Annotated in this window: 15 protein-coding genes and 2 tRNA genes; 12 read left to right on the top strand and 5 right to left on the bottom strand. The window is 41.1% G+C overall.

The genetic code is table 11. The features are described 5' to 3' along the window. Positions 1-181: 181 nt before the first annotated feature. Positions 182-3,691 carry a transcription-repair coupling factor gene (gene mfd, locus PX482_RS19995; protein ID WP_288122914.1) on the top strand — a complete coding sequence of 1,170 codons (3,510 nt, stop codon included), beginning with the start codon at positions 182-184 and terminating at the stop codon, positions 3,689-3,691. Between the two features lie 180 nt (positions 3,692-3,871). Here mfd and PX482_RS19990 read toward each other — a convergent pair. The 3 genes from PX482_RS19990 to PX482_RS19980 form a co-directional block, all read right to left on the bottom strand. Then, positions 3,872-3,958, bottom strand: a tRNA-Ser gene (locus tag PX482_RS19990). Positions 3,959-4,074: 116 nt separating this feature from the next. Further along, a complete protein-coding gene (locus tag PX482_RS19985) occupies positions 4,075-5,172 on the bottom strand; it encodes a glycosyltransferase family 4 protein (protein ID WP_288122913.1) in 1,098 nt (365 codons plus the stop codon). Further along, positions 5,172-7,001, bottom strand: coding sequence for a tetratricopeptide repeat protein (locus tag PX482_RS19980; protein WP_288095093.1), 1,830 nt, complete (start codon positions 6,999-7,001; stop codon positions 5,172-5,174). Before PX482_RS19980 ends, PX482_RS19985 begins: the two co-directional genes overlap by 1 nt. 405 nt (positions 7,002-7,406) lie before the next feature. Between PX482_RS19980 and PX482_RS19975 the strand changes: the two genes are divergently transcribed. Beyond that, complete coding sequence (locus tag PX482_RS19975) at positions 7,407-8,684, top strand: M16 family metallopeptidase (protein WP_288095095.1); 1,278 nt, start codon at positions 7,407-7,409, stop codon at positions 8,682-8,684. Positions 8,685-8,687: 3 nt separating this feature from the next. Continuing rightward, positions 8,688-9,947, top strand: coding sequence for a M16 family metallopeptidase (locus PX482_RS19970; RefSeq protein ID WP_288095097.1), 1,260 nt, complete (start codon positions 8,688-8,690; stop codon positions 9,945-9,947). 370 nt (positions 9,948-10,317) lie between these two features. On the opposite strand, the gene PX482_RS19965 is transcribed toward PX482_RS19970, so the two are convergent. Beyond that, positions 10,318-10,389 (bottom strand) — tRNA-Asn (locus PX482_RS19965). 147 nt (positions 10,390-10,536) lie between these two features. Between PX482_RS19965 and PX482_RS19960 the strand changes: the two genes are divergently transcribed. From PX482_RS19960 to PX482_RS19940, 5 genes are all read left to right on the top strand, one after another. Then, positions 10,537-11,010, top strand: coding sequence for a hypothetical protein (locus tag PX482_RS19960; protein WP_002757431.1), 474 nt, complete (start codon positions 10,537-10,539; stop codon positions 11,008-11,010). A 555-nt stretch (positions 11,011-11,565) separates the two neighbouring features. After that, the gene (locus PX482_RS19955; protein WP_002756270.1) at positions 11,566-12,402 is read left to right on the top strand and encodes an EcoRI family type II restriction endonuclease; all 837 of its coding nucleotides are present in this window, start codon (positions 11,566-11,568) and stop codon (positions 12,400-12,402) included. Between the two features lie 38 nt (positions 12,403-12,440). Beyond that, the gene (locus tag PX482_RS19950; protein WP_288027827.1) at positions 12,441-13,469 is read left to right on the top strand and encodes an adenine-specific methyltransferase EcoRI family protein; all 1,029 of its coding nucleotides are present in this window, start codon (positions 12,441-12,443) and stop codon (positions 13,467-13,469) included. A 290-nt stretch (positions 13,470-13,759) separates the two neighbouring features. Further along, a complete protein-coding gene (locus PX482_RS19945; protein WP_002736965.1) occupies positions 13,760-14,008 on the top strand; it encodes a DUF4160 domain-containing protein in 249 nt (82 codons plus the stop codon). 4 nt (positions 14,009-14,012) lie between these two features. After that, the gene (locus PX482_RS19940) at positions 14,013-14,258 is read left to right on the top strand and encodes a DUF2442 domain-containing protein (protein WP_002737254.1); all 246 of its coding nucleotides are present in this window, start codon (positions 14,013-14,015) and stop codon (positions 14,256-14,258) included. Positions 14,259-14,312: 54 nt separating this feature from the next. On the opposite strand, the gene PX482_RS19935 is transcribed toward PX482_RS19940, so the two are convergent. Beyond that, entirely contained in the window at positions 14,313-14,501 is a 189-nt protein-coding gene (locus PX482_RS19935) for a hypothetical protein (RefSeq protein ID WP_288027826.1), read from the bottom strand. A gap of 160 nt (positions 14,502-14,661) precedes the next feature. Between PX482_RS19935 and PX482_RS19930 the strand changes: the two genes are divergently transcribed. The 4 genes from PX482_RS19930 (at position 14,662) to PX482_RS19915 (ending at position 15,734) form a co-directional block, all read left to right on the top strand. Beyond that, positions 14,662-14,880, top strand: coding sequence for a hypothetical protein (locus PX482_RS19930; protein ID WP_002757428.1), 219 nt, complete (start codon positions 14,662-14,664; stop codon positions 14,878-14,880). Further along, complete coding sequence (locus PX482_RS19925; protein ID WP_043998863.1) at positions 14,873-15,157, top strand: type II toxin-antitoxin system RelE/ParE family toxin; 285 nt, start codon at positions 14,873-14,875, stop codon at positions 15,155-15,157. The genes PX482_RS19930 and PX482_RS19925 overlap by 8 nt, the downstream gene beginning before the upstream one ends. Before the next feature lie 117 nt (positions 15,158-15,274). Next, positions 15,275-15,547: a BrnT family toxin gene (locus PX482_RS19920; RefSeq protein ID WP_002757427.1), complete on the top strand. Its 273-nt coding sequence runs from the start codon at positions 15,275-15,277 to the stop codon at positions 15,545-15,547. Further along, positions 15,513-15,734 (top strand): hypothetical protein, encoded by a 222-nt coding sequence (locus tag PX482_RS19915; protein WP_002757426.1) that lies wholly within the window; start codon positions 15,513-15,515, stop codon positions 15,732-15,734. The genes PX482_RS19920 and PX482_RS19915 overlap by 35 nt, the downstream gene beginning before the upstream one ends. Positions 15,735-16,093: the final 359 nt, after the last annotated feature.

Here is a 16,093-nt window from a genome sequence, read left to right as displayed (position 1 = left end):
CAGGATTCAGGAGATTGCCTTTATTTATTCTCCCTTCTCCCCACACCCCACACCCCACACCCTACACCCCACACCCCACACCCCACACCCTACACCCCACACCCCACACCCCACACCCTACCCCCACGAAAAACTTTTTGCCGCAAACCCTAACCAAAAACCGAGTGCCGATCACTAAAAAATGACTTTTGCCTCCGTTATTCGCAACATTGAAAAATCGCCATTAACTGCCGAACTTATCCAAAAACTGGAGAAAAACGGCAATTTAACCCTAACCGGCCTTGCCCGCTTACCGAAAGGATTAATCGGCACAGCTTTCGCCCGTTGTCAAGGAAAAAATCTTTTAATTATCTGTGCCAATCTGGAGGAAGCGGCACGTTGGGCGGCACAATTAGAAGCGATGACGTGGAAAGGTGTTTTCTTTTATCCCACCTCGGAAGCTTGCCCCTACGAGAGATTTAATCGGGAATCCGAGATGATTTGGGGGCAGATGCAGGTATTATCGGCCCTTCGACGTAGCTCAGGACAAGCTCTAATCAGTCATCAAGAGGCCGGAATTGCGATCGTTACCACCGAAAAGGCCCTGCAGCCCCATTTACCCCCTAGAGAGGTTTTCGAGCAGTATAGCGATAATTTTGCGGTAGGAAGGGTTATAGAAGCCAAAAACCTCGATCTAACCCTAGCTAGATTAGGATATGAACGGGTTTCACTGGTAGAAACCGAAGGGCAATGGAGTCGTCGCGGCGATATCGTTGATATTTTCCCAGTTTCGGCCGAATTACCGGTCAGGTTAGAATTTTTCGGCGATGAATTGGAAAAATTGCGAGAATTTGACCCTGCCACCCAAAGATCCCTCGATTCTATCCCCAATCTGCTTCTTACTCCCACTAGCTTCGCGGCGATGATTGCCCCTTCTCTTCCCCCCACAGTGGCCGATTATTTGGAGGCTGAAGAGCGAGAAAAATTGGCTAATGGCATTTATCCAGAGGGAATTGAGCGATTTTTAGGCTTGTCCTTCCGTCAACCTGCCTCTTTATTGGATTATCTCCCCGAAAATACTCTTATTGCCTTTGATGAACTGGAAAGCTGTCAAGCTAGAAGCGATCGCTGGATAGAATATATTGGGGAACGCTGGCAAGAGATAGAACCAGCTTTACCGCAAATTCACCGTTCTTTTGGCGAATCTCTGCAAATATCGGTTAAATTTCCCCATCTCTACCTCTCAGAAATAGACGATCACCTCTCCGAAAATAGTCTTAATCTCTCCAGTCGTCCGATTCCCACCAATCCGGGGCAATTCGCCAAACTAGCGGAAATTTTACGGGGAAAAAGAGAGATTTATAGCGGTATTAAAGTAAATAAGTACGCTACATGGTTAATATCTGCCCAACCCTCCCGTACAGTCTCGTTATTACAGGAACACGACTGTCCAGCCCAATTTATCCCCAATCCCCTCGATTTTGGGGCGATCGAGCGCTTAATCATTCAAAACACCGCTACAGCCCTAAAATACTCAGGATTAGCTGAATTAGAAGGTTTTATCCTCCCCACCTATCGCATAGTCGTCGTTAGCGATCGAGAGTTCTTCGGGCAACATCTTTTAAATACTGCCGGTTACGTCCGCAAACGTCGGCAAGCAGCCTCGGTACAGGTGGATGTGAACAAACTCCGTCCCCTCGATTTTGTAGTACATAAACACCATGGCATCGGGCAGTTTATCAAACTAGAAAAGCAGGAAAGCACAATTAGCGGAGTAGTGCAAGGTCGAGATTATCTAGTTATTAAGTATGCCGATGGATTATTGCGGGTTCCTGCCGATTCTGTTGATAATCTCTCCCGTTATCGTCATACAGGTAGTCAAGCGCCCGAATTGCATAAAATCTCTGGCAAAGCGTGGGAAGCGACGAAAGCCCGCGTTAGGAAGTCGGTTAAGAAGTTAGCGGTTGATTTAATCAATATTTACGCCCAACGCGCCCAAAAATCGGGTTTTGCCTATCCGATGGATAATCCCTGGCAGCGGGAGTTAGAGGATTCTTTTCCCTACCAACCCACTGCTGATCAACTGAAAGCGATACAGGATGTGAAACGGGATTTAGAAAGCGATCGCCCGATGGATCGATTAGTCTGTGGGGATGTGGGTTTTGGTAAGACAGAAGTGGCGATTCGTGCTATTTTTAAAGCTGTCACCACGGGTCATAAACAGGTGGCTTTATTAGCACCAACAACGATTTTAACCCAACAACATTATCACACCCTGAAAGAACGTTTTGCTCCCTATCCCATTAATGTGGGTTTATTAAATCGTTTTCGCACCAATTCCGAGAAAAAAGATATCGTCCAGCGCTTGAAAACGGGGGAATTGGATATAGTAGTGGGGACGCAGTTGTTATTGAGTAAAGCGGTGGAGTTTAAAGATTTAGGGTTATTGGTAATTGATGAAGAACAGCGTTTTGGGGTCAATCAAAAGGAGAAAATTAAGGCTTTTAAAAGTAATATTGATGTGTTAACCTTGAGTGCGACACCGATTCCCCGGACTCTTTATATGTCCCTTTCTGGGGTGCGAGAAATGAGTTTAATTACCACACCTCCCCCCTCTCGTCGTCCCATCCAAACCCACCTTTCTAGTTATAATTCTGATGCGATTAGAACGGCAATTCGCAATGAATTGGATCGGGGGGGACAGATTTTTTATGTAGTACCAAGAATCGAGGGAATTGAAGAAAAAGCGGCAGCAATTCAAGGGATGATTCCGGGTGCTAGAATTGCCATCGGCCACGGTCGTATGGATGAGGCTGAATTAGAGACCACCATGTTAGCTTTTAATAATGGGGAAGCGGATATCTTAGTCTGTACGACTATTGTGGAGTCGGGGTTAGATATTCCCAGAGTTAACACGATTATCATTGAAGATGCCCAAAAATTCGGTTTAGCGCAACTCTATCAACTGCGGGGACGGGTGGGGCGATCGGGAGTACAAGCGCACGCGTGGTTACTTTATCCGGCCAAGGCAGAACTAACAGAAACCGCTCGGGAAAGATTAAAGGCAATTCAAGAATTTACCCAGTTAGGATCGGGGTATCAATTAGCGACTAGGGATCTGGAAATTCGCGGTGCGGGTAACTTATTAGGTGCGGAACAATCGGGACAAATGGAAGCGATCGGTTTTGATCTATATATGGAAATGTTACAGGAAGCTTTGCGGGAAATTCAAGGTCAAGAAATTCCTCAAGTGGAGGATACCCAAATCGATCTGAAATTAACGGCATTTATTCCTAACGATTATATATCCGATCCAGAGCAGAAAATGGATGTCTATCGGGCGATCGCTACTGCCAATTCTCAGAAAAATTTAGGACAAATTGCTGCGGATTTAGTGGATAGATACGGAGCGATTCCTTCACCGGTGGCACAATTATTTAAGGTAATCGAGTTAAAACATCTGGCTAAGTCCCTCGGTTTTTCGCGAATTAAACCCGACGGAAAACAGCATATTATCCTAGAAACTCCCATGGAGGAACCAGCGTGGAAATTATTACAAGAACACCTACCCCAACATATACAATCACGCTTTGTTTATAGTCCCAAACAGGTGACGGTTAGGGGTTTAGGATTGGTAAAACCATCACAGCAGTTAGATAGTTTATTGGACTGGTTGGCTAAGTGTAAAGATGGTTTACCGATGGGGAATTAGATGGGGGGTCCACTCTAGATATTTGCTGCGTCAATCAGCCAAAAGTAGCTTTGAGAGTCAGCTATAGGTGGTGCGTTACGACGGATTGTCACCTTCAAGTCAAAGCAGCAATTTTTGCCGTCTAACGCACCCTACTTTTTACTTTTTGCCGCAAACCCTACCTATGAGGTGCTTTGGGGACGGAGAGAGAGGGATTCGAACCCTCGTTAAAGTTACCCCTAAACAGCATTTCCAGTGCTGCGCCTTCAACCGCTCGGCCATCTCTCCAATTGAGGTCACGATCATCCATCGTACAGCAAATACTGCCGATCTGTCAAATTATTTTTCTTTTTCCGACGATGACCGATCAGGTTATATTTCATCTGTACGGGAAACCCTGTCAGTTAAGCACACCCTAGATATTGATTTAAGATTGCGGCCGTAGCTAGACCGGTTTTTTGCCAACTAAACTCATCGGCCCGTTTTTTGCCTAGATGACTTAATTTTGACTGTAATTGTCGATCTTGAGCGATAATTTTTAGGGCATCGGCTATGCACTCGACTCGATAGGGATCGATTAAAATTGCCGCTGTTGCCGTGACTTCGGGCAAAGATGACAAATTTGAGGTAATGACGGGTGTACCGCAGGCCATAGCCTCTAAAACGGGCAATCCGAAGCCTTCCCAGAGACTGGGGAAGACTAAAGCAGTGGCTTGACTGATAACTTTGGGTAGGTGATCGTAGGGGATATAGTCGAGAAATTTAATGCGATCGCTGACTGCTAATTCCCGCGCTTGTTGTTGTAAATTGGGGGTATAACGGCGATCAAAGCTGCCGGCAATCCAAAGACGATAATCGCTTAAATCTGGAGGCAGTTGGGCAAAAGCGGCGATTAAACGCGGTAAATTTTTATAGGGATTGGGACGACCGAGATAGAGAAAATAGGGATGCTCTGGCTTATCATCTTGAATAGGGCGAAAGTGATGATGATCGTAGGCTAGGGGAATAGAAGTAATTTTATCGGCGGGAATTTGATAATATTCAGTGATATCTTTGGCCGTTGCCTGAGAGTTGCAGATAATATGTTTTGCCTGTTGTAATACCTGCGGCACATAATAACGGAAATAGTGAGTTAAGGGGGAAGTAAAACTGGGAAACCGCAGGGGAATTAAATCGTGGACCATGACGACAAAGCGACAGGGAGAATTTATCGGCGCTTCTGGAAGGGGAGAAAAGAGTAAATTGGCCTTTAATTGTCGGTAAATTGACGATAACCGAAACTGAGTCCAGAGTAAGCGTTTTAAATGACCTTTCGCTCCTCGATCGGGGCCGAGACCTTTGGGGATAGAATAACAGTTAAAGTCGGGATAACTATTAGCTGTTAGTAGGGTTGGTTCTAAATTTTTCAGGTAGGGTAAGAGGTTAAGAATGTAGGTACTGATTCCCGTGGGTTGGGGAAAAAGTACCGAGAGATTAATTAATAATTTAGGCTGTGTATTCACTAATTACCCTGTTGATATTTGCTGAGAATTTCTGAGATATATTGGTAGCCTTCCAGTCCAATTGATTTAATCAGGGAGGAACGTTCCAGACTGAAAGTCTGTTCAAAAGCTGCGATATTTTTGCCGCGAATAACCGTTAATAGACTAGCAGCTTGTCGCCATTCTACTGCACCGATTTCGTGTAGCCAATACATTCCTAGAGAACCCATATAAATTGCCTGTTCAAAATTCTTGTCTTGATAGTAAGCTTCGCCTAAATAAGTTAGTAATAAACCTTGCAGATATACATCCCCGTAGTATTTGGCCGATTCCAATCCTTGCAGGAGAATATTAATCGCTTCTTGGGTTCTTTCAAGGATAAGATATGCTAGACCTAAACTGCTACAACAAAGGGATTTACTCTGCCAATCTTGGAGACTTTCCGCTAACTTTAATCCCTGCTGTAAATACTCGATCGAACTTTGATAAATTTCGGGATCGTATCTCTCTAACTGTTGCGCTTCCTGTACCTGACTATAACCCAAATTAGCTAAAGCGTTAGCCTGTCCTAAACTATTACCCTGTTGACGACTTAAAATTAAAGCTCTCTGACTTAAATTAATCGCTTCTGCATAGTTTTTCTGGATAGCATTGAGACGGGATAAATGGTTTAAATTAGCTATTTCACAAGCATAATCCTGTTGTTGACGGGCAATTTCTAAAGCTTGTTGATGACATTCTCTGGCCTGTCGATAGTCGCCGCGAATGCGATTAGAATAGGCAATTAAAGTTAAAATTCTCGCCTTTTCTCCCGTGCCTTCCACATAACGCAGAGGAATTGATAAATAGTCTAACGCATCCTTGAGATAACTGCCAGAAAAGGAGGCAAAAATTCCTCCGTATAAAGGAAAATAATCCCGTTGAGCAAAGGTTCTCAGAATTTGTAAAGCCATCTGAAAACAGCCCCGACTATAGAGAGAATTTTTACTAACTTGCTCGAAACTATTGGTTAACAGCGACCAAATTAAAGCAAAGGTGAGAAAGGTAGAGATGGATAATTTGGCTCCTAATTTTTCGCTATAGATGCGCTGATCAAAAAAGTTAATTAGTCCTCTTTGGATATATTGAAAAACAATAGCAGTTTCTACCCAATCGGTTAAAGTTAAATCCTGAGTGAGAGGATGAAAAGCTTGTTGATTAGCTAAACTTTCTAAGACTCGTTTTAACCAAGAGGGATTAACTTTACTTGCCCAAATTTGCCAAGGAGTCACTCGCTCATTGTCATTAGTAAAACCAAGATTGCGATTTTGTTCGTAGAGCCAACTGGTGAGATCATTCGATAAATTTGACCAAGTATTTAACCCCAGATTAATCCCCGTGGCAATTTGCCATAAATCCGCTTCTCCCCGCTGCTGAGAAACTGTCTGTAAATGCTTGGCTAACTGTTGTAATTGTTCTAGGGTTAAAGCATTATTTTGATTGGGATCGATTAAATTTACTAACGTCAGTAAACGATCCTCTCGATCGATTTTCACCAGATTATCGATCGCCGCTGCAGTGAGAGAATTTTGCTGATTGGTTTTTTGATATTTTTCCCATTCACTTTCGATCGTTTCCAGGGCCCGCAAAACCCTAGTCGCTTTAATTTTTGTTTCTAACTGTGAGCGAGTAACGATTATTTTTTCGGTTAAACAACGCTCAAAAATTTCTCCTGTGCCATTTTTTACTGCTTCGGCTAAAAGGTTATAAACCTGTGATTTAGCCCTAATTTTTCCTTCTAAAGTTAGATTGACAATGCGCTCAATTAGTGCATTATAAGTTTCGTTGAAGTTATCTCTATTTTCTGTCATAGGGGGTTTTTCAGTTATCAGTAAACAGTAAACAGTAATCAGTGAACCGAAAACTCATACTAAATCCTGTTTAAAAAGTATAGGAGAGTGGGGTGTGGGGAGAAACAATTCATAACTTGAGAGTCAATCACACTATTAAAAACGGATTTGGTATCACACTAAATCCGGTTATTAAAGACTGATTATTTATTCTCCCTTTTGCATGAGGGCCTTTTGCCTGTCTTGATATGTAGCCTATACTCAACGGATTTAGTATCACATCTGATAACTGATCACTGATCACCGATAAGGCTGATATTTGGGAGAATTGTCTAGAAATCATGACAAAAGTTTTTTAATGGTTGAGCAGGCAAGAGATAAGATAACATATGTATAGAATTTAACAAAAAATCTGGTTAACGGACATTGATCAAGTCGATAGCGCAGTGTCAAACAAGTTCTTTTCCCGCTCAGGTATGGCAATTAGATCACGGCTTAACCGTAATTCATCAGTATTTACCCGTGACTCCTGTGGTGGTGGTGGATGTGTGGGTGAAAGCAGGTGCGATCGCTGAACCCGACCCATGGTTAGGTATGGCCCATTTTCTCGAACACATGATCTTTAAGGGGACGAAAAAACTTCCCCCCGGACTCTTCGACTATTTAATCGAAAATTGTGGCGGAATGACCAACGCTGCCACCAGTCACGATTACGCACACTTCTATCTCACCACCAGTGTGGATCAAATTGAACATACCTTACCCCATCTGGCCGAAATTCTCCTCCATGCTGAGATTGACGATGAGGAATTCTATCGGGAAAAAGATGTAGTTTTAGAAGAATTACGGGCCTGTTATGATGATCCCGATTGGATTGCCTACCAAACTCTCTGCGGAAGTATCTATCAAAACCATCCCTACGGACGCTCTATTCTAGGTGATCAACCCTGTTTAGAGCAATTAACCCCCAATCAAATGCGCTGTTTCCATCGCACCTATTATCAACCAGAAAATATGTGTGTGGCGATTATCGGGGGAATTGAACCCCAACCAGCTTTAGAAATTATCCGGCAATCTTTTCGGGAATTTCCCGTCCCCTCGGAATCCCCTCCCCATCTAGTGGCTGCCGAACCCCCCATGATCGAAATTCGTCGCTCCCAAGTATATTTACCCCACCTAGAACATTGTCGTCTCTTGATGGGATGGACTGGACCGGGATGCGATCGCCTAGAAGATGCCTTTGGATTAGACTTGCTTTCGGTAATTCTTGCTGGGGGACGCTGTTCGCGGTTAGTGCGACAGCTGCGGGAAGAAGCGCAAATCGTCCTCGATATTAACAGTAATTTTTCCCTGCAACGGGATTCCAGTCTCTTTACCATCGGTGCTTGGCTATCTAGCTCACAAACCGCGGCAATTGAAGCTATTATCTGTGAACATCTCCAACATCTGCACGATCATCCCGTCACCCCCGCAGAATTACACCGCACTCAACAGTTATTAGCTAACGATTATATTTTCTCCACAGAAACCCCGGGCCAATTAGCGGGACTTTATGGATATTATCAAACCCTGAGAGCTGCCGACCTAGCAACGATCTATCCCCAAGTTATCCAAAGTTTGCAACCGTCAGATCTCCAGCGTCTCGCTCGTCAGTATCTCTCCCCGGAGCGATATGCTATTACAATAATGCAACCCTGTGAATAAACGATGTCCGCTTCCCCAATTCACCGCTTAACCTTAGAAAATGGCATCACCCTTTTAGTGGTGGAAAATACGGCCGTGGAGTTAGTTGCGGGGAGGATTTTTCTCAAAAATGCGGGTACTCGTTGGGAAAAAACCGAAAAAGCGGGTTTATTTCGTCTGTTAGCAGTGCTGCTCACCAAAGGTACAGAAAAGTTATCTTCCCTAGAAATTGCTGATCGCGTTGAGTCCACGGGAGCCGGTTTAAGCGCCGACACGGGGACTGATTATTTTGTGGTTAGTTTAAAGACCGTTACCAAGGATTTTTTAGATATATTGCGTCTAGCGGCGGAAATTATTCGTTTTCCCAGTTTTCCCCCTCCAGAAATCGAATTAGAGAAAAATCTCACCCGTCAAAGCATTCGCTCTCAATTGGAACAGCCTTTTAATGTGGCTTTTAATCAATTACGCGCAGCTATGTACCCCGATCATCCCTATGGTATGTCTTTATTGGGTACGGAGGCAACGGTTTCGCAATTGCAACGGGAGGATATGCAGGCCTATCATAGTCGCTTTTTCCGTCCCGATAACTTGGTAATTAGTCTTTCTGGCCGTATTACCCTAGAGCAAGCAGTAAAAGCAGTGACGGAAATTTTTGGCAGTTGGTCAATTCCCGATCTTCCTTTATCTAGTTTACCCCCAGCCGCTTTTGATTTTCAGCCCACCTGTTTAACTACCGTCCAAGCTAGTCAACAGGCGATCGTTATGTTAGGATACCCCGGCTCTTCTGTGCAAGAGGATGATTATGCCGTTTTAAAATTATTGAGTACCTATCTGGGGAATGGGTTATCTAGTCGTTTATTCGTGGAATTGCGAGAAAAACGGGGATTAGCCTACGATGTTTCCGCTTTTTATCCCACCCGTCTCGATTCTTCCCAATTTGTCATTTATATGGGAACTGCACCCCAAAACACAGCCATGGCTCTGTCGGGATTGCGTCAGGAAGCAGAAAGGTTATATAAAGTAACTTTGAGTGAGGAGGAGTTACAGTCAGCTAAAAATAAGTTATTGGGTCAATATGCTCTCGGTAAACAAACTAACGCCGAAATCGCTCAATTATACGGTTGGTATGAAAGCTTAGGTTTGGGGATTGAATTCGATCGCACTTTCCTGGATTCTATTAATCAGATTACTCCCGAACAAGCGCGATCGGTAGCCAGTAAATATTTTCAAAATCCTTACATTTCTCTAGTCGGCCCAGAAAATGCGATCGCTGAAATTCTCTAGGGTCTGCTGAAAAAGTTTTTCCTGGGGGTAGGAGTCAGGAGATAGGAGTCAGGAGATAGGAGATAGGTTTTAGGTGTTGGGGTTTTAGGGTTTTGGGGTTTTAGTTGAAATTCCCCATTTCCCCAACCCCCGCTCCCATCTCATAGACAGTCTCAACGAGTAATTTAGATAGGGTTTGCGGCAAAAAGTTTGTTGGTGGGGTTAGGTGTTGGGGTTTTAGGGTTTTGGGGTTTTAGTTGAAATTCCCCATTTCCCCAACCCCGCTCCCATCTCATAGACAGTCTCAACGAGTAATTTAGATAGTCAACAGCTTACTTAAAAACATCTAAAATAGCAGCAATACTCTCTTATTGCTGCTATTTTTGATTAACTCCCCGGGTGGGATTCGAACCTACGACCAATCGGTTAACAGCCGACCGCTCTACCACTGAGCTACCGAGGAAGGCTACTCACAATTAATAATTATAATCATAAGTCTGTCAATAATGCAAGTGCTTTCTGGATTTTTTCTCAAAAAAATTTCCGGTGCCGGTAGCGGTGGGCAGAGAATCCACTATTGTGGAGATAAGGACACCATTAAGTCTAGTCTATGCTTGCTCATCACCGCCGTCCCGTTTCCTTCTGTCTGCTCTCGACAGATCTACCCATTCTATCCACTTTAGACACTGCCGCTACCCTCTACCAAAAGGATCGCCACCGGTTTCATCTTCTCCTCAATCAACCCCCAGTCGCTCTCGCAGAAATAGAGACACTTAAACCCGAAAATAAGCAAAATAAATTAATTTGGCTAGAAATTTCAGCTAATCGGGTAATTATGACCATGCAGGGCCAGGGAAGATTCGCCTATCGTCATTTTTGGGAGCAAGGGGTTTTTGGTGTCAGTCGCTACTGGTTAAATGCCGAAAGTCCTCAACCGGGTTACGCTTTTCGCCTCCGCAACTATACCCGTAGTCTCAAATTAGAGGGGAATAATTTCCCCGAATATTTGCGTCTAGAGTACGAATTATGGTCAGATAACCTGATTTTAGGTCATTATGTCCTTCATTTGCAAGTACACCAATAAATAGGGTTGGCTGCATAGAGCTAAAAACCTTGTGGGATAATAGTTTTAGACTTTTTGGCAATCAAAAAGGGCTCTTCGGTAATTGTTATGCAATGGACGGGGGTTATAAGGGATGGAACCCTTATATAGAAAGGCATTTAGCGATTTTTGTCAATTATTTTTGATCTAGAGCGAACTAATCAATTAAGTCTCTTACCAGATAAGGATTGAGTCGATTTATGCCCCCCTATCGAACCATACCAAGTCCCGAAGAGCCAAATTAGGTAATTGTGGGGTGGATTGAAGACTTAGTGCTACACTTCCCGAAAAGTCTATTTTATTTGAGCTTGTTGTTAGGAATCCACTTAAAAGAGGTTGTTTAATCTGGCTAATAAGCTCTTGGGTATGATATGGGGAAAAGTTCGGGCGATTGCGCTAAAATGGGGGAATATGCCGAAAGTTTCCACCTATCGTTACTCTGGAGAGTGTTAGACAGAAAGTTTCTGTATAATATGTAGTTATACATACATTACCCGTAGCAGAAAGCAGAAAGTTTAAGTAAGGAAAAGATACATTATGTCTAAAAAAAATCAATCGAAAAGATTAACGAATCAACATAAAGAGTCTAAAGGTGTAGCTGGTATATTTGGGGCTGAAGCAAAATCACACGAAACAATAGTTGGAGAAATTTCACATCTTGTTATTGACCAACTTAAAAAGGAGTTTCCTCAATTATCTTTTCAATACAAAAGAAGTATAAAAAAAGAAGAAATAAACGAAGCATTAAAGAAAGTTGACCCAGAATTAGGGCAAACCCTTTTTGTATCAGATTCAAGTATTAGACCTGATGGTGGAATAATAGAAGTAAAAGACGATAACGGTAATTGGAGAATCGTTTTAGTCTCGGAAGCTAAACGTCAAGGAAAAGACATTGAAAATATCAAAAACGGTAAACTGGTAGGTAAGAATAATAATCAAGACTTGATGGCTGCTGGTAATGCAATAGAAAGGTCGCATAAAAACATATCTGAAATCGCTAATTTGATGTTATCTGAATCTCATTTTCCTTATGTCTTATTTCTTGAAGGCTCAAATTTTTTAACAGAAAATATTTCAATTAAAACACCCGATGGAAGGGTTGTAACGCTCGAATATAATTCAGGAACGTTAAATAGATTAGATCGATTAACTTCTGCAAATTATGGAATGCCAATTAATACCAATTTGTGTAAGAATAAGTTTGTCAAACATAAAGATAAAACCATAATGCTTCAAGCAACTTCTATATACACACAAGGGAATGGAGAAAAATGGGATATCAAAAAAATGTTTGATATTATGCTTGAAATTTCTAAAACCTCTCTTCAAGTATTAGGCAGTGAAATATTTAATCAGATAACCAAAAGTAAATAACTAAAAACAAAACATTTTTAAATCAAAAAAGGTTGAACATGGTAAGAAATGCGACAAATAAATTATTGCAAAATGCTAAAAAATTAAAAAGTGACGAGTTTTATACACAACTTTCAGATATAGAAAGTGAGTTGCAACACTATAAAAGTCATTTTGAAAATAAAGTAGTTTATTGCAATTGCGATGACCCCCGAATTAGTAACTTTTTTAAGTATTTTGCTGCAAACTTCAAAAAGTTAGGTCTAAAAAAAATAATAACATCTTGTTATCGAGAACAAGTGAGAGATTTATTTAATACAGAAGAAGATGAAAAGGGTTTTTTCTTTGAATATACAGGTACAGAGAGAGAAAAAAATAAACCTATTTCCCCTGACATTGTTTACTTTAATGGGGATGGAGATTTTCGTAGTCCTGAAAGTATTGAACTATTAAAAAAGTCCGATGTTGTTGTGACTAATCCCCCATTTTCCTTATTCAGAGAATATGTAGCTCAATTAGTTAAATACGATAAAAAGTTTTTGATAATTGGCAATATTAATGCAATAACCTATAAAGAAATTTTCAAACTAATTAAAGAAAACAAAGCCTGGTTAGGAATAAATCTTGGTAGAGGTATTTCTGGTTTCATTGTTCCCGAACAATATGAACTTTATGGAACAGAAGCTCGTATTGACAATTCTGGAAATAGAATAGTTTCTCCAAATAATTGTTTATGGTTAACCAACTTAGACACATCAAAACGACAGGAAGATATGGCTCTCACAAAAAGATATTTTGGCAATGAAGCTGAATATCCAAAATATGACAATTATGATGGAATTAATGTCAATAAAACTCAAGACATTCCCCTAGACTTCAAGGGGGTTATGGGTGTACCAATAACATTTTTACATAAATTCAATCCCGACCAATTTGAAATAATTAAATTCAGGAAAGGGAATGATGATAAAGATTTATCAGTAAATGGGAAATGTCCTTATTTTAGAATACTAATCAAGAATAAACGAATACAAACTGAATATATTGATTTAACTGACAAAGAAAAACAATGTATAACTCAGTCCTAGGGTGCGTTCCCTAATGCAAGTCCTGCTACTCCAGCGATCGATTTTTGGGAACGCACCATGCACATTGATGGCAGCTGTCAGTGGGATGCCGAAGAACGTAGTGCGATCGCCGTAATCTTCTTGATTAAACTTTAAAACTGCCATTGCTTGGGATAGGAACGTCACTGGCGATCGCTTTTTGGGGATGAGGAGTGCGATTGCTGATCTTGTCGTTTAGGTCGAGGTAACAAAACCCAACAAGCTTTGTTATAATATTTTTGTCATAAAGCAAGACTTATAAAAATAGATTTATGCCAGAAATTACTCGATTTTATGGAATTATCATTAAAATCTTTTTTGCCGATCATCCACCTCCCCATTTTCATGCGATTTATGGAGAATATAACGCCCTATTTAATCTGGAAACCTTAGAAATCATTGAAGGAGACTTACCTAATAGAGCCACAAAAATGGTTGTAGAATGGGCAACAATCTATCAATCAGAATTATTGAAAATGTGGAACACTCAAGAATTTAATAAATTACCACCTTTGAAATAAAACAATGCTTTATCCCAAAATAACATCAGCCGAAATCATTGAAAATTATACTCTATTGGTGCATTTTTCTAATCATCAAGCTAGAAAATATAACTGTGAAAATCTACTAGAAAAAACGATGTTTTCTTCCCTTAAAAACTATGCTTTCTTTAAAAACTTTCAACTTGATCCATCAGGTAGCGGAATCGTTTGGAATGATGAAGTTGATATAAGCGAGTATGAAATTTGGATCAATGGAATTGAACTATGATTGCCGATCTTGTAGTGCGATCGCTGTCATCTTGTTGATTAAACTTTAAAATTGTCATTGCTTGGGATGGGAACGCCAAGGGCGATCGCTTTTTGGGGATAAGGAGAGGCGATCGCTATCGCCGTAGGGTGCGTTCCCTAATGCAAGTCCTACTGCTCCAGCGATCGATTTTTGGGAACGCACCATGCACATTGATGCAGTGCGATCGCTGTTATCTTCTTGATTAAACTCTGAAATTGTCATTGCTTGGGATAGGAACGCCAAGGGCGATCGCTTTTTGGGAATGAAGAGGGGCGATCTCTCTTTGTGAGTTGGAAAGTTGTCATCGATCCGCGATCGCGGATGTCATTATTGCCCAAGCAGAGTAAAATAAAAGTCTGTATTGAAAAAGGGGAAAGTAACAATGCCGCCAACAATGCAATTTAGTCAAATCTTAGAAATGATTGACTATCTCTCTTTTGATGAACAAGATGACTTGATCAATATTGTTAAACATCGGCAAATCGAAAAAAGACGAGAACAAATTGCTCAAAATATTTCTCAAGCTCGACAAGACTATCAAAATGGTAATGTTTTTCGAGGAGATGTTGATTCCATTATTGCCGAACTAAACAATGATTAACTTGGTTTTTAGCCAATCATTTAAACGCGCTTTCAAAACAAGGATTAAACGACAACCCGACTTAAAATCAAAAATAGAAGCCAAATTGAGACTACTCGCTGACGATCTCTATAATCCAATATTACGCAGCCATAAACTAAAGGGGAAATTGTCAGGTGCTTGGGCTTTTTCTGTTGAATATGATTGTCGAATTATTTTCAATTTTGAATCAAACCCTGAAACCCAAGAAGAAGAGATCAACCTAATTGATATTGGAACTCACGATGAGGTTTATTGAATATGATTTTTTATTATGTTAGCAAGGTTTCGGAGTTGGTGATCGCTTTTTGATGATGGGAAAGGGCGATCATGTATAATCCAAAATATTATGAACTAGATACAAAATCTCGATAAAATGGAGATAGAATGGGACAATAATAAAGCTGCTGCCAACTTGATCAAGCATAAAATTGATTTTGAAGATGCAAAAAACATTTTTCTAGATCCCAACTGTCTGGAAAGAGAAGATAAACGTGATTATAATGAAACTAGAATTCAAGTAATCGGTATAGTTAATCAAGTAGTTTTATTGGTCGTCTATACCAAAAGAAACGGCAGATACCGCATTATTTCAGCAAGGAGAGCCAATAAAAATGAACGACGACAATATTACCAGAGTCAGACTTGATCCCGAAAATGTTAGTCATGGTAAGACAGATTGGGAAAAAGTTGAAGCAATGACTGAGGAAGAAATTGACAAAGCAGCCGAAGCAGATTCGGACTGTCTCCCCCTATCTCAACAAGAATTAAATGAGTTTCGCCGTACATCAATCACAGATGCCGATCTTGTAGTGCGATCGCTGTCATCTTGTTGATTAAACTTTAAAATTGTCACTGCTTGGGATAGGAACGCCAAGTGCGATCGCTTTTTGGGGATGAGGAGTGCGATGCCGAAGGCACTGCGTAGCAGATCGCTGCTCTTGTAGAAACCCAACATTACTTTTTCCCAAATTACCACCCAATATCTGAGTTATAATCAATAATATCCATTCTACACCTTAATCAAATAATTTAACTTATGTCTGCTACAATTCGTCAAGAACTTCACCAACAGATTGACCGATTACCTGATGACATTGTTGAAAAAATTGCCAACTTTACCCGATTAATTTCCCCTGAGCCAAACAACATTTCAGAATATACTAATTGGCAAGATGAAGACTGGCAAAAATTT

Origin of the sequence: Microcystis sp. M53602_WE12, from assembly GCF_030065455.1 — a bacterium.
Classification (GTDB): domain Bacteria; phylum Cyanobacteriota; class Cyanobacteriia; order Cyanobacteriales; family Microcystaceae; genus Microcystis; species Microcystis aeruginosa.
The sequence above is the reverse complement of the archived record's forward strand: the minus strand, read 5'-3'. Positions and strand labels throughout refer to the sequence as shown.